Here is a 21,453-nt window from a genome sequence, read left to right as displayed (position 1 = left end):
GACGATAGACAAAACTAGGCTTTGCCCTGCATATTGTGGTGTTCGATTTTGAAACCGCCGTTACGGTAGGCGGCAAAGCGGCGGCGGGCGGCGGCAAGCTGGGTTTCACTGTGGCCGACGATTTCCAGCACACGTTCCGGCGTATTCGGAGCATCGATCCACAAGTCTGCCGATAAATTCAGCACCACCAGGCTGCTTTCTGCTGCGGGCAGGGCTTCGCCTTCGGCCAGCAGTATCGGCGGTTCTGTCGGGCACTGGTTTTCTTCTGGCAGCCAGATTTCGTGCGGCAGGAAGCTTTCGGCCTCGAACGCCCACAATTGGCGGTCGAGGGTTGCCAGCTGCTCCGAGCCGCCGCACCAAGCCAGCACGCGGCAACCGGCTTCGACTGCGCGTTTGGCCAAACGGCAGGCAAAGGTTTCTAAATCGGCAACGTGGGTGTAGAAGGTCACGGTGGGCATGGGGCTACCTGAAAAATGCCGGGGAGGCTGGAGTCGGCAAATCGTTTACCTGTGCCCTGCGGCCGGATTGGCTACAAATGGCTTGGACAGGGTGTTTGGAGTTTTCAGGTAGCCTGTATCGCTACCCGCCGCGCTTGTTCCCGGTAGGGAATATCGCGGGCAGGCTACCTGAAATCTGGTAAGGCTAAAGGCTACCTGAAAACGCAAGCTGCAATGTGGTTAAAACGATGTCTTGGCATAACCAAGGCTGTGGTTCTACGAGACTAAAACGGCTTGCGGAAGTTTCGTTTTTTCAGGTAGCCTGAGTACATTTAACGTTGCCGGTCGAGCCAGCGTTCGGCATCGAGAGCGGCTTGGCAGCCGGAGGCCGCGCTGGTGATGGCTTGGCGGTAGGTGTGGTCTTTTACGTCGCCCGCCGCCCAAATGCCTTCGATGTTGGTTGCGCCGACGTTATCGCCGCTGCCGCCTTTGGTTTTCAGGTAGCCTGCGTCGTCCATATCGAGCTGGCCTTTGAAGATGTCGGTGTTGGGTTTGTGGCCGATGGCGATGAATACGCCTTTGACGGCGATGTCTTCACTGCGGCCGTCGTTGAATTTCAACCGCGCGCCGGTTACACCGCTGTCGTCGCCCAATACTTCTTCCAATACGGCTTCGGTTTTCAGGATGATTTTGCCCTCTTCCACTCGGCGCATCAGTTTGTCCACCATAATTTTTTCGGCACGGAAGCTGTCGCGGCGGTGTATCAGGGTTACGGTGTTGGCGATGTTGGCCAGGTAGAGTGCTTCTTCCACGGCGGTGTTGCCGCCGCCGACAACGGCTATGTCTTGTTTTTTGTAGAAGAAGCCGTCGCAGGTGGCGCAGGCGGACACGCCGCGTCCGGCGAAGATTTCTTCGCTCAGCAGGCCGAGGTATTTGGCCGATGCGCCGGTAGCGACGATGAGTGCGTCGCAGGTATATTCGCCCGCATCACCGATGAGTTTGAACGGGCGTTGCTGCAGTTGTGCGGTGTGGATGTGGTCGAAAACGATTTCCGTGCCGAAGCGTTCGGCGTGGGCGAGGAAGCGCGCCATCAGTTCGGGGCCCTGCACGCCGTCGGCATCGGCAGGCCAGTTGTCCACTTCTGTGGTGGTCATGAGTTGGCCGCCTTGTTCCAAACCGGTGATGATGACGGGATTGAGGTTGGCGCGGGCGGCATAAACGGCGGCGGTGTAACCTGCGGGGCCGGAGCCGAGGATGATGAGTTTGTGGTGCTTAGACATGGCCTTCTCCAAATTAAAATGGCGTTTATTGTACCTGCTTTCGAACACAAAAACACCGCCGGCTACATGGCAGGCGGTGCTTAAAGTTCGGATTTATTAATTAGGGGTTGGCAGCAGCTGGTTTTGCGGTGGTAGGACGAGCAGCTGCAGGCTTGTTGGCAGCGGGTTTGGCTGCTGGGGTAGCAGGTTTAGCGGCGGCCGGTTGCGGCTGTTGTTGTTGAGCAGCCGGACGGGCAGCAGGAGTACGCACAGCCTGACCATTGCCTACGGTGATTTCTGAAGAAATTTTCTGATAAATACCATTGCCAATGCCGCGTACGTTTTTAATATCTTCAGGCGACTTGAACGGGCCGTTTGCGTTACGGTATTCCACAATAGCGGCGGCTTTAGATGGGCCGATACCATTCAAAGTTTGCAACTCTTGTGCAGTGGCGGTATTAATATTCACCTGTGCCAATGCCCAAGAAAAACTCAGCAAGCTAACGATAATGAATAAGAACTTCTTCATAGAATTAACTCCTTGATGTTGAGCAACAAAAATAAAATACCTTTGTACTATAATTTAATACCACTTTAAACGCAACCCAGCTTTTCCTTACATAACAAATAATTGCATTATTTGCAGAAAATCGTCGTATTGTTTACATTTTTCTATGGCACGGACAGTGTTTGTTTCTGATTAAACGCTTCTTAAGCAGCTATCCGTCATTATCCAAAATATAGTGGATTAACAAAAATCAGGACAAGGCGGCAAGCCGCAGGCAGCACACACGTTACGGCAAGGCGAGACAACGCTGTACTGGTTTTTGTTAATTCACTATAAATCAGGTTTCACGTGTCTATCGACATTCTTGGCAATACTAAGTAGCCGCTCAATCAGATCTTCAAGCAAAAGCCGAAAGTGTAAACAACCCTGTTGATTTCCACAGGAAGGGGCCAGTTGAATATTAATACCCAACCGGCCTCCCCTCATTTTATATAACCCCCCTTTTTTCTCCTGCCTGGTTCAACCCAAATCGTTTCCAAGGCAGGAGAGAGGCTACCTGAAACCTTCGGGCAGCCTCTTAAAGGTAGTCTCCTAATCAGCACCTTACCTATTCCTATACCCTTATTCCTATCCCGGTTTGTTTCCATTTTGTCTTTGCTTTTGTCTTCGCCGTATTTTCTTTTCGTTGTTTTCCATAAAACACAACACCCGCCATCAGACGGGTGTCATCAATAGGTGTTTGGCAGTGTCCTACTTTCACACGGGTAATCCGTACTATCATCGGCGCTGGTTCGTTTCACGGTCCTGTTCGGGATGGGAAGGCGTGGGACCAAACCGCTATGGCCGCCAAACTTAAACTGTACAAATCGTCAAGCCACCGCAGTATCCACTGCGGCCAATCAAATCAAACTGTTCTGTCCGGCTACAAACCAAACATCGGGTAATGTGTATCGATTCCAGTAAGCTTTATTCTATTGAGTACTCTTCCCGGTGTCTCCACACCGCAAAGCACTTCAAATGATAGAGTCAAGCCTCACGAGCAATTAGTATGGGTTAGCTGCACGCGTTGCCGCGCTTCCACACCCCACCTATCAACGTCCTGGTCTAGAACGACTCTTCAGGAGGGCTTAACCCTCAGGGAAGTCTCATCTCCAGGCAGGTTTCGCGCTTAGATGCTTTCAGCGCTTATCCTTCCCGAACTTAGCTACCCGGCGATGCCACTGGCGTGACAACCGGTACACCAGAGGTTCGTCCACTCCGGTCCTCTCGTACTAGGAGCAGCCCCTGTCAAACTTCCAACGCCCACTGCAGATAGGGACCAAACTGTCTCACGACGTTTTAAACCCAGCTCACGTACCACTTTAAATGGCGAACAGCCATACCCTTGGGACCGACTACAGCCCCAGGATGTGATGAGCCGACATCGAGGTGCCAAACTCCGCCGTCGATATGAACTCTTGGGCGGAATCAGCCTGTTATCCCCGGAGTACCTTTTATCCGTTGAGCGATGGCCCTTCCATTCAGAACCACCGGATCACTATGTCCTGCTTTCGCACCTGCTCGACTTGTCGGTCTCGCAGTTAAGCTACCTTTTGCCATTGCACTATCAGTCCGATTTCCGACCGGACCTAGGTAACCTTCGAACTCCTCCGTTACTCTTTGGGAGGAGACCGCCCCAGTCAAACTGCCTACCATGCACGGTCCCCGATCCGGTTCACGGACCTGGGTTAGAACCTCAAAGTCACCAGGGTGGTATTTCAAGGACGGCTCCACAGAAACTGGCGTCTCTGCTTCTAAGCCTCCCACCTATCCTACACAAGTGACTTCAAAGTCCAATGCAAAGCTACAGTAAAGGTTCACGGGGTCTTTCCGTCTAGCAGCGGGTAGATTGCATCTTCACAACCACTTCAACTTCGCTGAGTCTCGGGAGGAGACAGTGTGGCCATCGTTACGCCATTCGTGCGGGTCGGAACTTACCCGACAAGGAATTTCGCTACCTTAGGACCGTTATAGTTACGGCCGCCGTTTACTGGGGCTTCGATCCGATGCTCTCACATCTTCAATTAACCTTCCAGCACCGGGCAGGCGTCACACCCTATACGTCCACTTTCGTGTTTGCAGAGTGCTGTGTTTTTAATAAACAGTCGCAGCCACCGATTCTCTGCGACCCTCCAAAGCTTACGGAGTAAATCCTTTACCTCAGAGGGCATACCTTCTCCCGAAGTTACGGTATCAATTTGCCGAGTTCCTTCTCCCGAGTTCTCTCAAGCGCCTTAGAATTCTCATCCTGCCCACCTGTGTCGGTTTGCGGTACGGTTCGATTTAAGCTGGAGCTTAGTGGCTTTTCCTGGAAGCGTGGTATCAGTCACTTCGTATCCGTAGATACTCGTTATCGCTTCTCGGTGTTATGAAGAACCGGATTTGCCTAATCCTTCCACCTACCGGCTTGAACAAACTATTCCAACAGTTTGCTGACCTAACCTTCTCCGTCCCCACATCGCACTTAAATCAAGTACGGGAATATTAACCCGTTTCCCATCGACTACGCATCTCTGCCTCGCCTTAGGGGCCGACTCACCCTGCGCCGATGAACGTTGCGCAGGAAACCTTGGGCTTTCGGCGAGCGGGCTTTTCACCCGCTTTATCGCTACTCATGTCAACATTCGCACTTCTGATACCTCCAGCATTCCTTACGAAACACCTTCTCAGGCCTACAGAACGCTCCCCTACCATGCACGCTTCATTAAAACAGCTATCCCCACCTATTCATGCTCGACTTTGATGGGCGCTTTCCGTCGCTTCGCTCCGGCAAGCTGTTTTAAGGAAGCGTGCATCCGCAGCTTCGGTTATAGATTTGAGCCCCGTTACATCTTCCGCGCAGGATGACTCGACCAGTGAGCTATTACGCTTTCTTTAAATGATGGCTGCTTCTAAGCCAACATCCTGGCTGTCTAAGCCTTCCCACTTCGTTTACCACTTAATCTATCATTTGGGACCTTAGCTGGCGGTCTGGGTTGTTTCCCTTTCGACAACGGACGTTAGCACCCGCTGTCTGTCTCCCATGATTGCACTTTCCGGTATTCTGAGTTTGCCATGGGTTGGTAAGTCGCAATGACCCCCTAGCCATAACAGTGCTTTACCCCCGGAAGTGATACATGAGGCACTACCTAAATAGTTTTCGGGGAGAACCAGCTATCTCCGAGTTTGTTTAGCCTTTCACCCCTATCCACAGCTCATCCCCGCATTTTGCAACATGCGTGGGTTCGGTCCTCCAGTACCTGTTACGGCACCTTCAACCTGGCCATGGATAGATCACTCGGTTTCGGGTCTACACCCAGCAACTATGTCGCCCTATTAAGACTCGGTTTCCCTACGCCTCCCCTATCCGGTTAAGCTTGCTACTGAATGTAAGTCGTTGACCCATTATACAAAAGGTACGCAGTCACACCGCAAGGGTGCTCCCACTGTTTGTATGCATCAGGTTTCAGGTTCTATTTCACTCCCCTCCCGGGGTTCTTTTCGCCTTTCCCTCACGGTACTGGTTCACTATCGGTCGATGATGAGTATTTAGCCTTGGAGGATGGTCCCCCCATCTTCAGACAGGATTTCTCGTGCCCCGCCCTACTTGTCGTATGCTTAGTACCACTGCCGGAATTTCGGATACGGGGCTATCACCCACTATGGCGGAAGTTTCCAATTCCTTCTCCTATCCCGACGGCTATCACATACAGGCTGCTCCGCGTTCGCTCGCCACTACTTGCGGAATCTCGGTTGATTTCTTTTCCTCCGGGTACTTAGATGGTTCAGTTCTCCGGGTTCGCTTCTCTAAGCTTATGTATTGGGCTTAGGATACACATTGCTGTGTGGGTTTCCCCATTCGGACATCACCGGATCAAAGCTCTATTGCCAGCTCCCCGATGCTTTTCGCAGGCTTACACGTCCTTCGTCGCCTATCATCGCCAAGGCATCCACCTGATGCACTTATTCACTTGACTCTATCATTTGAAGTGCCTTTTTGACTTCGCCTGCGCTGCGTTGACGACAACTGGGGCTTAAGGCCTCTACTCTGATAAAGCTTACTGCTTGTTGTGTCCGAATCCTGCCTTTTGTGTTTCAGGATTCGGTCGATACAATCATCACCCAAATTCTGTATGACTTATCTCTGGGATAAGCCCTACTTCGTTTGTTTGTTGATTTCGGCTTGCCAATTTGTTAAAGATCGATGCGTTTTAACTTCGCAAATAAAAATAAACTACAAACTACCGCGTAAACTGCAAGCTGCAGCAGCTTACTCGCATATTTAGCATACTTTTATTTGGAAAGTATTGTGTGGTGGAGGCAAACGGGATCGAACCGATGACCCCCTGCTTGCAAAGCAGGTGCTCTACCAACTGAGCTATGCCCCCAGTACCTGGGCGGATCTGCTCCGCTCTACGACTACTGGTGGGTCTGGGAGGACTTGAACCTCCGACCCCACGCTTATCAAGCGTGTGCTCTAACCAGCTGAGCTACAAACCCAACATTCTCTTCGCATCTGTATCCGATTACCGATAGGTGTGGATGCTCTACCCCTGCTTCTTTCTCTAGAAAGGAGGTGATCCAGCCGCAGGTTCCCCTACGGCTACCTTGTTACGACTTCACCCCAGTCATGAAGCATACCGTGGTAAGCGGGCTCCTTGCGGTTACCCTACCTACTTCTGGTATCCCCCACTCCCATGGTGTGACGGGCGGTGTGTACAAGACCCGGGAACGTATTCACCGCAGTATGCTGACCTGCGATTACTAGCGATTCCGACTTCATGCACTCGAGTTGCAGAGTGCAATCCGGACTACGATCGGTTTTCTGGGATTGGCTCCGCCTCGCGGCTTGGCTACCCTCTGTACCGACCATTGTATGACGTGTGAAGCCCTGGTCATAAGGGCCATGAGGACTTGACGTCATCCCCACCTTCCTCCGGTTTGTCACCGGCAGTCTCATTAGAGTGCCCAACTAAATGATGGCAACTAATGACAAGGGTTGCGCTCGTTGCGGGACTTAACCCAACATCTCACGACACGAGCTGACGACAGCCATGCAGCACCTGTGTTACGGCTCCCGAAGGCACCCTTCCGTCTCTGGAAGGTTCCGTACATGTCAAGACCAGGTAAGGTTCTTCGCGTTGCATCGAATTAATCCACATCATCCACCGCTTGTGCGGGTCCCCGTCAATTCCTTTGAGTTTTAATCTTGCGACCGTACTCCCCAGGCGGTCGATTTCACGCGTTAGCTACGCTACTAAGCAATCAAGTTGCCCAACAGCTAATCGACATCGTTTAGGGCGTGGACTACCAGGGTATCTAATCCTGTTTGCTACCCACGCTTTCGAGCATGAACGTCAGTATTATCCCAGGGGCTGCCTTCGCCATCGGTATTCCTCCACATCTCTACGCATTTCACTGCTACACGTGGAATTCTACCCCCCTCTGACATACTCTAGCTACCCAGTTCAGAACGCAGTTCCCAGGTTAAGCCCGGGGATTTCACATCCTGCTTAAGTAACCGTCTGCGCTCGCTTTACGCCCAGTAATTCCGATTAACGCTCGCACCCTACGTATTACCGCGGCTGCTGGCACGTAGTTAGCCGGTGCTTATTCTTTAGGTACCGTCAGCAAAAAGTGGTATTAGCACTTCCCTTTTCTTCCCTAACAAAAGTACTTTACAACCCGAAGGCCTTCTTCATACACGCGGCATGGCTGGATCAGGGTTGCCCCCATTGTCCAAAATTCCCCACTGCTGCCTCCCGTAGGAGTCTGGGCCGTGTCTCAGTCCCAGTGTGGCGGATCGTCCTCTCAGACCCGCTACTGATCGTCGCCTTGGTAGGCCTTTACCCCACCAACTAGCTAATCAGTTATCGGCCGCTCGAATAACGCGAGGTCTTGCGATCCCCCGCTTTCTCCCTCAGGACGTATGCGGTATTAGCCAATCTTTCGATTGGTTATCCCCCATTACTCGGTACGTTCCGATATCTTACTCACCCGTTCGCCACTCGCCGGACAGTAGTGCAAGCACTACCCCGCTGCCGTTCGACTTGCATGTGTAAAGCATGCCGCCAGCGTTCAATCTGAGCCAGGATCAAACTCTTATGTTCAATCTCTAACTTAATAACTTCTGGTCTGCTTCAAAGAAACCGACAGGACAATGTCAAACATCGTCTTGTCTTCTTCTCAACAGTGCAGGTGTAAAACACCCACACTTATCGGTAATCTGATTGTTAAAGAGCTGCCGAACCAAACTGACGCATAATCACAACTGCAAACAGTAAATAATCAAACCGCAAACAGCAAATTGTGCCGTAAGGAACAGCGAAGATGCGAACTATACGCCGCCAAAAAAACTTTGTCAAATACCAGAAAACAAAATATCCAACAAATAAGATTAAACCTCTAACACAAAAGAAAATTTCATTGGCAGAAAATTGCGCAACATCTCTACCGCCCATCTTACTCACCCATTCCCCTGCTAAGCAGCGTAAAATATACGCCGTTAAAACACTCGATAGGTTTCCAGTATGAATTTCCCATTCCGCCAAGTTCCCTTCATCCGCCCGCGTCGGATGCGTAGAGACGATTTTTCCCGCCGCCTCATGCGAGAGCATACCCTCAGTGTTGATGATTTAATCTATCCCGTATTCGTGTTGGAGCAAGGTTCTGGAAACGAACCCATCCCTTCCATGCCCGGCATTGAGCGGCAAACCTTGGATAATCTGCTACGCCAAGCTGAGCAAGCTTGCGAACTGGGCATCCCGATGCTGGCCTTATTTCCTGCTTCCGTGCCACACAAAGATTTGACCGCCAGTGAAGCCTACAACCAGGAAGGTATCGTACCACGCACCGTGCGCGCCTTGCGCGAGCGCTTCCCGGAGCTGGGTGTGATGACTGATGTGGCGCTCGACCCCTACACCAGCCACGGACAAGACGGCCTAATTGATGAAAATGGCTACGTATTGAACGATGAAACTGTGGAAGTTCTGATCAAACAAGCGCTATGCCACGCCGAAGCCGGAGCACAAGTGATTGCTCCATCCGACATGATGGACGGCCGCATCGGCGCCATCCGTGAAGCCTTGGAAGATGCCGGCCACATCCACACCCGGCTGATGGCCTATTCTGCCAAATACGCTTCCGCCTTCTACGGCCCGTTCCGCGCTGCAGTGGGCAGCAGCGCCAACTTAGGCAAGGCCGACAAACGCACTTATCAAATGGACCCCGCCAACAGCAATGAAGCCTTACACGAAATCGCGCTCGACCTACAGGAAGGCGCAGATATGGTGATGGTGAAGCCCGGCCTGCCCTATCTCGACGTTATCCGCCGCGTGAAAGACCAATTCGGCGTGCCCACCTATGCCTACCAAGTGTCCGGCGAATACGCCATGCTCCAAGCAGCGATTCAAAACGGCTGGCTGGACAGCAACAAAGTTATCCTTGAAAGCCTGCTCGCCTTCAAACGCGCCGGTGCAGACGGCATTCTCACCTACTACGCCATCGAAGCAGCCAAACAGCTGAAGCAGCAAGGCTAACTGCCCCGCCATTAAAGGCTACCTGAAAACTGGTATACCGCTTTCAGGTAGCCTTTTATTGGCAGAATTACTCACTTCAGACAAACTTCAGGTAGCCTCTATACATACACTCAGGCTACCTGAAAACCCTATTCCCCAGCCAGTCATTCTGCCGCCGATTGATTTCGCCCACCAGCCGCAGCAAAGCATAAGCACTTGCTGCCGTTAGCCAAGCCGACAGTGTAAACAGCAACAGCCTTGCACCCCATTCACCGCTCTGCGTTTCCCAGCCTGCCGACATATCGGCAAACCGGCTTAACGCCATGCTGCCGAGCAGGCAGAACCACCAAATCTTCAGCCATATGCTGTCCGGCTCACTATCCACCGGCCCGTTTACCCAAATTTCCTTCACTGCCTGATAGGGCAGAAACAGATGGATAATCGGCACAAAAAAACCGCCCACCGCCCAAGCCGGACTCACCTGCATTCCCTGCGCCCCCAAAGCCCGCGCATTACAGGCCGCCCGGTATAGCCAACATAAAAACACCAAACCCGAGCACAACAGCAAGCCAGTCAGCACCCAAGTTGCCAACTCTGCCACTCCCGCTAAGCTGTTGGACTCCCCAGCCGACAACTCCAGCCAACCCAGTACCTTCAACAAAGCCATCCCTGTCATCAGCAGCCAACCTGATAATTGGCTCAGGCACACCAATGCCGCCAGCAGCTGCACCAGCTGGGTACGGCTGTCGTTTGAGCGAAAAGTGTATTCGCGTTGTCGTTTGGTCATTATTTTATCTTTCAGATTAAACAGTTGAGTCTACCTGAAAATCCTGCTGACACTTTTCAGGTAGCCTGATCTTTTGTAAAACCCACCCTCCCACCGGCTCCGGTATTTCTCATGCCAATCGCGCTATTCCGGCCTGGCAAGCAAAGGCTACCTGAAACCCATCCAATATTTTTCAGGTAGCCTTTTGCGTTCAATCTACTTAGGCAGCAATCACACGCCCTGTTTCAGGCTGGCTTCGATGAAGTCGTCCAAATCGCCGTCGAGCACGGCTTTGGTGTTGCCGGTTTCGTGGCCGGTGCGCAAGTCTTTGATACGGGAAGAATCAAGCACATAGGAGCGGATTTGGCTGCCCCAGCCCACGTCTGACTTCCCTTCTTCCAACGCCTGTTTTTCTTCGTTGCGTTTGCGCATTTCCAGCTCAAACAGTTTGGCGCGCAGCATTTCTTCACACACGCGACGGTTGTCGTGCTGCGAGCGGCTGTTTTGCGACTGCACCACGATGCCGGTGGGAATATGCGTCATGCGTACGGCGGAATCGGTTTTGTTGATGTGCTGGCCGCCTGCGCCAGATGCGCGGAAGGTATCGGTGCGCACGTCTGCCGGGTTGATTTCCACTTCAAAGCTATCGTCCACTTCGGGGTAGACGAATACGGAGGCAAAGGAAGTGTGACGTTTGTTGTTGGAGTCGAATGGGGAGTGGCGCACGAGGCGGTGCACGCCGGTTTCGGTGCGCAACAGGCCGTAGGCGTATTCGCCTTCCAAGCGGATGGTGGCGCGGTTGATACCGGCAATTTCGCCGTCGTCCTGTTCCATGATTTCCACTTTGAAGCCTTTGCGCTCGCCATAGCGCACATACATGCGCAGCAGCATGCCGGCCCAGTCTTCGGCTTCGGTGCCGCCGGCGCCGGCTGTGATGTCGATGAAGCAGTTGTTCACATCGGCAGGCTGATTGAACATGCGCTTAAATTCGAGCTCGGCCATTTGTTTTTCCAGCTCGGCTACGTCTTCCTCAATCGCGGCAAAGCTGTCTTCATCACCCTCTTCCAGCGCCATATCGATGAGCAGGCGGTTGTCGTCGATGCCGCCGGCGATATTGTCGAGCGTGAGCACGATGCCTTCGAGCACTTTGCGCTCTTTGCCGATTTCTTGGGCACGTTTGGGATTGTTCCAAAGCTCGGGATCTTCAGATAAACCGACCACTTCTTCCAGCCGGTCTTTTTTGCCGTCGTAATCGAGATACACGCGAATTTCACCACTGCGTTTTTCCAAGTCGGCGAGGGTGTTGTTGAGCAAATTGATGCGTTCGGCTTCCATGATTATTTTCTTGGTGTTTGATGCGTTAAATTCAGGGGGCGTATTGTAACAGATTCGGGAAGAGCGCCCGAAAGGCCGAAGAGTATTTTTCAGGTAGCCTTCAATCCATAAGGCTATCTGAAAAAGCGTAGCCCCCGAATTCTCCTCTATTTAGAATTCGGGGGCTGCTTTTAGCAGACTTGTCTAAACTGTGTTCAGACTGGTTTGCTGTAACCGATTAGTACGGCTGTTTCAGGTCGAATTTTTTACCAGCAACTTGGCCGTAAATTACCCAACCAAAGAAGGTTACCAAACCGCCGCCGAGCATAGCTTCAGCACCTGAACCATACAGAGCGTAGAAGCTGTAGATGTTACCAACCAAGGCAACGAAAGTAGTTACTTTCATTTCACCAGCCGGCACATTGCTGACTTTCTGCATTACATACAGGGCGGACATAGACAGTACGTAGGGCACGAGGTTAGTTACTACAGCGAGGTTCACCAATACGTCGAACTGTTCGCTCAAGCTCGGGCTCATGGTCATCAGGGAAAGCAGAGTTTGAACCACGCACAGAATGATCATACCTACCAACGGAGTGTTAGATTTGGTAACAGAGCTGAATACTTTCGGGAAATAGCCTTCGTCAGCACTGGATTTGAACACTTGAGCCACAGTGAACTGCCAACCCAACAGAGAACCAGTACAAGCCAATACCATCAGACCCATTACTACTTTACCGATAGTCGGGTTGAAGATTTGGGCAAACACCAAACCGAACGGACCATCAGAGGCAGCCAAAGTAGGATTGTCTACAATACCAGCTACTACGTTGGTAGAAACGATGTAGATTACCGCAGTCATCAGGGTACCGCCCAATACAGCGATCGGTACGTTTTTCTCGGGGTTTTCTACGGCATCGGAGTTCGCACAGGCAGATTCCAAGCCAAGGAATGACCACAGAGTGATTGAGATGGATTTCGGCAGAGCTTCAAACACACCGTAGTTATGCGGGTTCCAAGCAGCGGCATATTTAGCGCCATCAAACCAGAACCAACCAATAATGGAAATACCAACTACCGGGATTACTACGCCCCACACAGTGAAGCCACCGATCTTACCGGTAATAGACGGACCACCGAAGTTGGCCACAGTGGTAACCCATACGAATATGATGGTCCACAAGGTTACTTGGGTAGGCTCAAGTTTCCATTCCATCAACTGGGCAAGATAGCCTACTGCAGTGATGGCGATAGCGATGTTGGCAATTACCAGGGAAACGGCATAGGTATAGTTGGCAATGAAGTTGCCGGATTTGCCGAAGGCATACTCGGCATAACCACCCATACCGCCGGCGTTTTTACTAAAGCGGCCGCACTTGGCGAACGCATATGCCAAGGCCAGCGAACCGCCTGCGGTAACCAGCCACGACAAAATAGAAATCGTACCAACCTGAGCCAATTTGGTCGGCAACATGATGATGCCTGAGCCCATCATATTCACCATGGTGAGAATGGTCAGCTGTACCACGCCCATCTTGTTTTGAGAGGTTGACATAATACTTAATCCTTCTTAATGCGGCAGGCGGGTTTGGCCGATATTCCGGCGAAGCCTGCGCTGCCGCGCAATCAAATTTATCTGAAGGCTACCTGAAACCGTTTCAGGTAGCCTGATACGGCTTATCAGCCTTTAACCACTACGTGACCGAAGGCACGGCGGCTGCCGTCTTCCACGGTCTGCAGATATACGCCTTGCAGCTCGGGTTCGAAACCGGGCAGGCAGTTGATGCCTTCTTCGAGAGCCAGGAAGTATTTCTGCACCGCACCGCCCCAAACTTCGCCCGGGATGGTGCACAGTACGCCCGGAGGATAAGGCAGGGCACCTTCGGCAGCGATTTGACCGGCGATTTCGCTCAAGCGAACCAGTTTCACTTCGTTGCGGATGAAGGCTTGCTGTGCTTCGTAGGGCAGCATGGCTTGTTTCGGCCAGCCGTCGGCACGGAACATCTCGCTCTGCAACTGTTTCATGTTGTTGCGTTTGTAGAAGTCGTGCATTTCTTGGCACAGGCGGCGGATGGTGTAGCCTTTGTAGTATTCGGCGTTGCGGCCGTATACGGTGGGCACCACTTCGCTCATCGGGCTGTCGGCTTCGATGTGTTTTTCGAAGCGGGCGATCAGGGCAACCAAGTGTTCCATCTTGGCTAGGTCTTCGGCCGGGGTCATCAGGAACAGGATGGAGTTCAAGTCGCATTTTTCCGGAACGATGCCGTTGTCGCGCAGGAAGTTGGCCAAAATGGTGGCCGGTACGCCGAAGTCTTCGTATTCGCCGGTTTCCACGTTGATACCGGGAGTGGTCAACAGGAATTTGCAGGGGTCAACAAAGTATTGGCCTTTGCCGTAGCCGGGGAAGGAGTGCCATTTGGCGCCCGGTTCAAATTCGAAGAAGCGCAGGTCGTTGGCAATCTTCTCGGTTGGGTAAGATTCCCACGGTTTGCCATCGATGGTTTCCGGAATAAACGGTTTGATCAGTTTGCAGCTTGCACGCAGCATCTTACGGGCTTCAATACCAACGGTTACGCAGTCGCGCCACAGGTTGCGGCCTACTTCGCCATCCAAAACTCGAGCGTTCACGTCCAGAGAAGCGAACATCGGGTAGAACGGGCTGGTAGAAGCATGAATCATGAACGCATTGTTAAAGCGTTTGTGGCTGCAATAGCGTTTCTGGCCTTTAATGTGGCTGTCTTTTTTGTGAATCTGAGAAGCTTGAGAGAAGCCGGCCAGTTGTTTGTGTACGGATTGGGTAACGAAGATGCCGGGGTCGTTTTCGTTCAGTTCCAGCAGCATCGGTGAGCAGTCGCGCATCATCGGGATGAATTGCTCGTAGCCTACCCAAGCAGAGTCGAACAGGATGTAGTCGCACAAATGGCCGATGCGGTCTACCACTTGGCGGGCGTTGTACACGGTACCGTCGTAAGTACCCAGCTGAATGATGGCCAAGCGGAACGGACGTTCTTCTTTAGCGCGTTCCGGAGCAACTTTAGCCAGCTGTTCGCGGATGTAGGCTTCTTCAAAGCAGGCGTTGTCGATACCGCCGATGAAGCCGTAGGGGTTACGGGTAGTTTGCAGGTAAACCGGGATGGCGCCGCCGGTAATCAGCGCGCCGATGGTGTTGGATTTGTGGTTGTTGCGGTCGAACAATACCAAGTCGCCTTTAGCCAGCAGGGCGTTGGTTACCACTTTGTTGGAAGAAGAAGTGCCGTTCAGAACGAAATAGGTTTTGTCGGCATTGAACACTTTGGCAGCGTGTTGCTGGGCTGCACAGGCAGGACCTTCGTGAATCAGCAGGTCGCCCAAGCGAACGTCGGCATTGCACAAGTCGGCACGGAATACATTTTCACCGAAGAATTCGAAGAATTCGCGGCCGGCAGGATGTTTGCGGTAGAACTGGCCGCCTTGGTGTCCGGGGCAGTCGAACTGGGCGTTACCGATGTTCACATACTGTTTCAGTGCGCCGAAGAAGGGAGGAGCGAGTTTGGAACCGTATTGTTTTACGGCGGTGGCTACTTGTTTGCCATAGTACTCTTCATTGCCGCGACCCAGCTGGATAACACCGTTAATGCGGGTCAGCAAGCTTTCGGGCACGCTTTCGCCGGGTTGCAGGGCAACGAATACCGGAATACCGAAGCCGGTGGCTTCAACCTGCTCCACAGCCTTGGCTGCATCGGCAGTAGAAGCAACAACAGCACCAATACCTGCGAGGTCGGCACCTTGTACGTCCACCACGTCTAACTCAGTGGTGAAGCCCTGTTGAACAGACGGGCTGGCTGCTACTTTCAAAAACGTCATATCAAACTCCTATATGTGGAAAACACTACCGCCAAACCACAGCGGCAGCAATGGGAAAAACTCTTTATTTGGAGTGATGGGTGTATGTTTTGCGTTTTTTGTGTAGTTTTGTGAATTTGCCCGCCGACTCTGCAATCCGCCTAAACAAAATTTAGCATTTTACTTTTTATTAACCAAGTAACAAATTGCTGAATTCCAATGCGTTTAAACGGATGCAAACTCACGTCTCTATTTCTTCTATTGCTAACATAGCGCAATTCTTAAAATTTTTTTCTTACTGCGCGACGAAATAGTAGCATAACTGCCAAACGACTGCCAAATGTTTTTCACTAGAAAAACAGCAGAAAACATCTCTATTGGCCGTAAGTCTATTATTTGTAAAAATAAATTATGTAAAAATTTCTTTACACGAAGTAGGAAATATTCCTGTTCAGAAGAAGAATCCGGCTGAAAAGGCTAAAAAGGCTACCTGAAATTTCAGGTAGCCTTTTTATTAGCACATTATTAAAACCATATTATCAAATAGGTCGGGTACTCCTTTCCAGCCATTCCTTGGCCGCGCCTTCAGTATGCGGGGCGAGTTTGTCGCGCACGAGGGCATGGTAGCCATTGAGCCAAGCGGCTTCTTCATCGCTCAGCATACTGCGTTCAACCAGCTGCGTATCAATCGGACACAGGGTAAGCTGCTCGAAGCACAGGTATTGGCCAAATTCGGTTTCCTTCGGCTGTTTCACGCGGCGATGCACCACCAGGTTCTCAATACGGAAACCCCATTTGCCTGGGCGGTACAAACCAGGCTCATTGGAGGTAATCATATTTTCTTTCATGTTATTGCACTTGAGGCCGGAAGTATTGTAGGCAATTTTCTGCGGGCCTTGATGCACATTGAGGAAATAGCCCACACCATGGCCGGTACCGTGACCATAGTCGCACTGTTCTTTCCATAGCGGCGCACGGCAGATAGTGTCCAAAATCTGGCCGGATAGATTTTCCGGGAAGATGGCCTCAGCTAAAGCAATGTGTGCTTTGAGTACGAGAGTGTAGTCGCGCTTCTGCTCGGCAGTAGGCTTGCCGATGGGGATAACGCGGGTGATATCAGTCGTGCCATCCAGATAGTGTGCGCCGGAGTCGATCAACAGGATGCCCTGCCCTTTGATGGTGCTGTAGTATTCGGGCGTTGCGGCATAGTGCGGCAAGGCGGCGTTTTCGTTGAAGCCGGCAATAGTATCGAAGCTAAGTGAAACGTAATCAGCCTGACGGCTGCGGTGATCGATCAGCATGGTATCGATATCCAGCTCGGTAACGGTTTCGCCGGCAGCCAGTTTCTGCTCCAGCTCAGCAAAGAAGCCGCACAAGGCTACACCGTCGCGCACCATGGCGTTTTTAGTGTGCTCGATTTCAGCTTCAGGCTTGCAGGCTTTAAACAGAGTGCTGGGATTGATGCTTTCAATAACACGTACGCCAGCGGGTAGTTTACCCAAAGTGTAAACGGCGGTGCGGTCGGGATCGACCAGGAGGCTGCCGCTGAGTTTGCCCACGGCATCCACCACACTGCGGTATTCGGCCACATCGATTTTGGCTTCGCCCAGCACTTTGTGGCAGGCATCGGTAAGTTTGGCGGGATTCACAAACAGAGTGGCCCGTTCGGCATCAATCAGCAAATAGGAGATAAACAGCGGATTGAACGGCACGTCGTTGCAGCGCAGATTAGTAATCCACGCGATATCGTCGAGCGAAGAAACCAAATGGTAGTCTGCGCCAAGTTCTTTCATGGCAGCACGCACACGTGCCAGTTTTTCCGACACGCTCTCGGGCTCGAAACGGGCTTCATGCACGAAAATCAGATTCTCCGGCAAGCCCGGGCGGTCGTGCCAGAAGCTGTTGAGCAGGTCGATATCGAGCCGCAGATGGATGTTCTTCTTGGCAAAATCGGCTTGCATTTCATGCTTGAGCGAGAGTGATAAACCGTCTGCCGGAATACCGACTACAGAGTTTTCAGGTAGCCTTTCAGCCAAGGATTCAATCATAGTGGGATAGCCCTGGCCCAGCTTTTGCAACACGAAGCCGCTGCCTTCAAGCTGGCGTTTAGACTGTTCCCAATAGCGGCTGTCCACCCACAATTCGGCAAAATCGGCGCTCACGGCCAGCGTGCCAACCGAGCCGTCGAAGCCCGAGAGCCAAGTGCGGCCGCGCCAATGTTCGGGCAGGTATTCGGAAATATGCGGGTCGGCGGAGGGCGCGATCCAAACGTCGATTTCCTGTTCTTTCATGGCTTGCCGCAGTGCGGCGAGACGTTGCGCGTGAATATTACTCATAGCTTACTCCTTTGACAGTTGCTGGGAAGATGCTGCTGATGCAAGGTGTTGCTGCTTTAAGCTTGCCTGGTTGAAGTGTGTATGGCCGACGGCTATTGTTTTCATGTTAAGTACTGCCGACAGCTGTAAGGCTACCTGAAAATGGCTCACTTGCAAAGCAGCAAATATGATTTTTCAGGTGCAAAGTTTACACATCCCCTTACTCAACAAGGAAGCATGAAAACCGCCACGGCAGCATGAGCCGAGGCGGTTTTCATGATTGGATAGCTTCAGGCTACCTGAAATTATTTCATAACAAATATTCTTTCTGCCTCATACCAAGCCATCCCGGCCGACAGAGAGAATAATTCGTTTGAAATGATTTAATCCACATCACGCAGCATACGGTTCAACATCGGCATCATCACCAGCAGCAACACGCCGCCGCCGATACCCAATGCGCCGAGCAGGACGTAAAACTCCGCCTCTTTCTCAGGTACATAGCACTTGTCCACCAATACCCCGCCCAAAGTGAAGCCCAGCGACAAGGTCAGGAAATTGAACGACACCATCTGCGTTTTAAACGATTGCGGTGCGATTTTGGTGGCAAACGACAGCGAAATCGGCGAAAGCAGCAATTCGGAAATGGTGATGGTGAGCAGCAGCAGCGCCATAATGGTGAGCGGCATCACCTGGCCGGTGGACAAAAACGGGATGAAGCACAAATAAGACACGCCCAAAATAATCATAGACATCGTGAATTTCATCGGCGTTCTCGGCTGACGGTAGCCCATTTTGGTCCACAAAGCCGCCATCACACCGGCAAACACAATCACCCACAAACTCTGCAAAGAGCTCAGCCAGGCCACCGGAATTTCAAAGCTGCCTATCTTACGCAAGGCCGCCTGGGTTTGGTCGAAATACACCGTTACCACCGTGAACACCTGCGACCACACCGCCCAGAACAAGCACATCACAATAAACAGCGGCACATAGGCCAGCATATGCTGTTTCTCAGTTTTGGTAACCTGGGAATCGCTAAACAGGCGCACGAAATACAGCAGGCTGGTGAGGATTACCGTACCCAGCAAAACTTGTGAGAAGTTATCCAAACGCAGCAGGCCGGCGGCGATACATCCGCCGATTACTGCCAGCCCGGCAACAGCCACGCCCAGCGCAACACCGTATTTCTGTTTGGGCAGCGGATTGGACGGCGGCGTGTGCGGCAGGGAAACACGGCCGCGCCAGTATTGCCACAAGCCAAAAGCCATACCCACGGCAGCAGCGCCGAAGCCGTAGTGAAAACCGAATTGCACCTGCAATATGCCCACAATCAACGGGCCGACAAAGCCGCCGATATTGATGGCAGTGTAAAAAACAGAAAAACCGGCATCGCGCAAATCACGCGTGGATTCCGTTTCATACAACGAACCCACCATCGCACCGGCGGAAGATTTCACCCCGCCGCTGCCCAAAGCAATCAACAGCAGGCCGATCACCAAACCGCTCATATTGGGCAATGCGGACAATACAATATGCCCCAGCATCACCACTACACCAGACAGGAACAGCGTTTTTTCCGCGCCCAAGATGCGGTCAGACAGCCAACCGCTCAGGATGGTGGCCAGATAGATACTGCCGTTATACGCACCCACGATGCCGGAGGCCTGGGTTTCATTCATACCCAAACCGCCCTTGGAAACCTCATAATACAGATAAATCAGCAGGATGGCCTGCATGCCGTAGAACGAAAAACGTTCCCACAGCTCAATGTGGAATAAAGTACCCAGCTGGCGCGGGTGGCCGAAAAATTTGCCTTGTTCGGCTCCACCTTCGGTGGCGGGGGCGGTAAAGCGGTCGTCGGTTGGCGTGGTCATAAGGTGTTCCTTATTTGGAGTGTTTTTCTATGCCTGCGTACAGGCTACCTGAAAAATGCTGCGTTGCGCCCCGTCCAACCATGGCAAGCCTGCTTCCGGCCAAGCGGCGCTGTTGCAACAAAAAATAATTCCTCCTTTGGCAGAAAAATACGGGCGGTATCCAAATGAAAGCCGCATCCGCTTTTCCTTGCACAAAGGGGGACTTGGTGCGACAAATATAGTATGCGCTGCGCCTGTGTGCAAGCACAAATTTGCATTTCCCAACATTTACTTTCCCAGCCGCCAAAGCAAAATGCTTTACAAGCGGCGAATGCCGTGCCTTTCGGGGATTTTCAGGCAAGCCGGATAGAGTGTGCGGCCTAGTGATTTTCTCGTTCTTATATAGCGGCAAAGGCTACCTGAAAATGTGCGTTGGGGTTTTCAGGTAGCCTCATTCAGCAGTATGGTGGTGCCGCCCTATTCTATTGGGAAAATGGCGAAGCCGCGTTGCTGCACCCAAACCGATTGGGCGACACGACCCAATTTTCAGGTAGCCTTTGGCATGGTAGCGGGAGGGCACTAATCCCGTAACTACAAACTATAGTGGATTAAAATTGCAATGATACGGCGTTGCCAACGCCCTTATGTACTACCCGTACACGGCGGGCGTTGCCGCCTTGTCTCATTTTTATTTTAATCCACTATATTATAGTCAATTAAAAACAAAATAGTACAATACTCAACTTTGAAGGTCTAACCATGGCATACTCTGCGGACTTAAGAAACAAAGCTTTAAACTATTATGAACAATGCAAAAACATCAGCCGAACTGCAGCAACGTTTCACTTGTCAAGAAACACGCTTTACCTGTGGATTCGCCTTAAAAAACAAACAGGCAGCCTAAAACATCAAGTTACCGGTCTAAACGCCGTCAAATTGGATAGGCAAAAACCGGCTCAATATGTTGGGCAACACCAGGATGCCTATCTGCATGAAATCGCCAAACATTTTGATTGTACGGCAGCCGCCGTTTGCTATGCGCTCAAACAGATGGGGATGACGCGCAAAAAAAGACCACCACTTACAAAGAACAAGACCCGGCCACAGTAACGCATTATTTGACACAGCTGGCCGAATTTTCCGACTACCAACGTGTTTATTTGGATGAAACAGGATTTGACCGCTACCTGTTCCGTCCCTATGCCCGCAGCCTGAAAGGGCAAATAGTGAAAGCGCAGATAAGTGGAAAAAGATACCAACGCTTATCTCTGGTGTCCGCACAAGTCGGCAACCGGCTGATTGCTCCGATGGTTTATCAAAATACGATGACCGGAGTCTTTTTTGAAGCGTGGTTTCAGCAATGCCTGCTGCCCGCATTGACTCAAAAATCGGTGATTATTTTAGATAATGCACGATTTCACCGTATGGGTGTCTTACGGGAAATGGCGGAAAAATTGGGACATAAGGTATTGCCTCTTGCACCTTATTCACCTGAGCCCAACCCGATTGAGAAGGTGTGGGCGAATATTAAGCGGTATCTGCGAACCGTATTGTCTGATTACGCCCGATTTGACGATGCGCTACTGTCCTATTTTGATTTTAATTGACTATATCTGCCCTTTATCAATCTTGAGCATTGCA

12 protein-coding genes, 2 tRNA genes and 3 rRNA genes are annotated in these 21,453 nt (G+C 51.7%); 2 read left to right on the top strand and 15 right to left on the bottom strand.

Annotation, left to right across the window (positions count from 1 at the left end):
- Window positions 1-14: 14 nt before the first annotated feature.
- From ELB75_RS01885 to ELB75_RS01840, 9 genes are all read right to left on the bottom strand, one after another.
- A complete protein-coding gene (locus ELB75_RS01885; protein ID WP_126982500.1) occupies window positions 15-458 on the bottom strand; it encodes a DNA polymerase III subunit chi in 444 nt (147 codons plus the stop codon).
- A gap of 311 nt (window positions 459-769) precedes the next feature.
- The gene (trxB, locus tag ELB75_RS01880) at window positions 770-1,717 is read right to left on the bottom strand and encodes a thioredoxin-disulfide reductase (protein WP_126982499.1); all 948 of its coding nucleotides are present in this window, start codon (window positions 1,715-1,717) and stop codon (window positions 770-772) included.
- 100 nt (window positions 1,718-1,817) lie between these two features.
- Window positions 1,818-2,225: a ComEA family DNA-binding protein gene (locus tag ELB75_RS01875; protein ID WP_126982498.1), complete on the bottom strand. Its 408-nt coding sequence runs from the start codon at window positions 2,223-2,225 to the stop codon at window positions 1,818-1,820.
- Between the two features lie 716 nt (window positions 2,226-2,941).
- Window positions 2,942-3,055 (bottom strand): 5S ribosomal RNA (gene rrf, locus ELB75_RS01865).
- 171 nt (window positions 3,056-3,226) lie between these two features.
- Window positions 3,227-6,199 (bottom strand): 23S ribosomal RNA (locus tag ELB75_RS01860).
- A gap of 335 nt (window positions 6,200-6,534) precedes the next feature.
- Window positions 6,535-6,610, bottom strand: a tRNA-Ala gene (locus ELB75_RS01855).
- Window positions 6,611-6,645: 35 nt separating this feature from the next.
- Window positions 6,646-6,722: transfer RNA gene (locus tag ELB75_RS01850), tRNA-Ile, on the bottom strand.
- 69 nt (window positions 6,723-6,791) lie between these two features.
- A 16S ribosomal RNA gene (locus ELB75_RS01845) occupies window positions 6,792-8,332 on the bottom strand.
- The 16S, 23S and 5S rRNA genes sit together here with 2 tRNA genes alongside, the layout of an rRNA operon.
- Window positions 8,333-8,455: 123 nt before the next feature.
- Entirely contained in the window at window positions 8,456-8,773 is a 318-nt protein-coding gene (locus ELB75_RS01840) for a hypothetical protein (RefSeq protein ID WP_126982497.1), read from the bottom strand.
- Between ELB75_RS01840 and hemB the strand changes: the two genes are divergently transcribed.
- Window positions 8,753-9,760 carry a porphobilinogen synthase gene (gene hemB / locus ELB75_RS01835; RefSeq protein WP_126982496.1) on the top strand — a complete coding sequence of 336 codons (1,008 nt, stop codon included), beginning with the start codon at window positions 8,753-8,755 and terminating at the stop codon, window positions 9,758-9,760. The two genes, ELB75_RS01840 and hemB, sit on opposite strands and share 21 nt — an antisense overlap.
- 115 nt (window positions 9,761-9,875) lie before the next feature.
- Here hemB and ELB75_RS01830 read toward each other — a convergent pair whose 3' ends face one another.
- The 6 genes from ELB75_RS01830 to ELB75_RS01805 all read right to left on the bottom strand — a co-directional run bounded on the left by ELB75_RS01830 (window position 9,876) and on the right by ELB75_RS01805 (window position 19,833).
- On the bottom strand, window positions 9,876-10,526 hold the full coding sequence (locus ELB75_RS01830) for a DUF4328 domain-containing protein (protein WP_126982495.1): 651 nt from the start codon (window positions 10,524-10,526) through the stop codon (window positions 9,876-9,878).
- Between the two features lie 210 nt (window positions 10,527-10,736).
- Window positions 10,737-11,840, bottom strand: a complete 1,104-nt coding sequence (gene prfB, locus ELB75_RS01825; protein ID WP_126982494.1) for a peptide chain release factor 2 — start codon at window positions 11,838-11,840, stop codon at window positions 10,737-10,739.
- A gap of 217 nt (window positions 11,841-12,057) precedes the next feature.
- Window positions 12,058-13,374, bottom strand: coding sequence for a putrescine-ornithine antiporter (potE, locus tag ELB75_RS01820; protein ID WP_126982493.1), 1,317 nt, complete (start codon window positions 13,372-13,374; stop codon window positions 12,058-12,060).
- Window positions 13,375-13,499: 125 nt separating this feature from the next.
- On the bottom strand, window positions 13,500-15,662 hold the full coding sequence (locus tag ELB75_RS01815) for an ornithine decarboxylase (protein WP_126982492.1): 2,163 nt from the start codon (window positions 15,660-15,662) through the stop codon (window positions 13,500-13,502).
- 518 nt (window positions 15,663-16,180) lie between these two features.
- Window positions 16,181-17,977: an aminopeptidase P family protein gene (locus tag ELB75_RS01810; RefSeq protein ID WP_126982491.1), complete on the bottom strand. Its 1,797-nt coding sequence runs from the start codon at window positions 17,975-17,977 to the stop codon at window positions 16,181-16,183.
- 362 nt (window positions 17,978-18,339) lie between these two features.
- Window positions 18,340-19,833: a peptide MFS transporter gene (locus ELB75_RS01805; protein WP_126982490.1), complete on the bottom strand. Its 1,494-nt coding sequence runs from the start codon at window positions 19,831-19,833 to the stop codon at window positions 18,340-18,342.
- 738 nt (window positions 19,834-20,571) lie between these two features.
- On the opposite strand from ELB75_RS01805, the gene ELB75_RS01795 reads away from it, so the two are divergent.
- Window positions 20,572-21,419, top strand: a protein-coding gene (locus tag ELB75_RS01795) for an IS630 family transposase (RefSeq protein WP_126982489.1) whose coding sequence is annotated in 2 segments (ribosomal slippage) — window positions 20,572-20,887 and window positions 20,887-21,419 — 849 coding nt in all. Because the reading frame shifts where the segments join, the coding sequence is not laid out codon by codon here.
- Window positions 21,420-21,453 lie beyond the last annotated feature (34 nt).

It is taken from the genome of Eikenella corrodens (genome assembly GCF_003990355.1).
GTDB lineage: Bacteria > Pseudomonadota > Gammaproteobacteria > Burkholderiales > Neisseriaceae > Eikenella > Eikenella corrodens_B.
The sequence above is the reverse complement of the archived record's forward strand: the minus strand, read 5'-3'. Positions and strand labels throughout refer to the sequence as shown.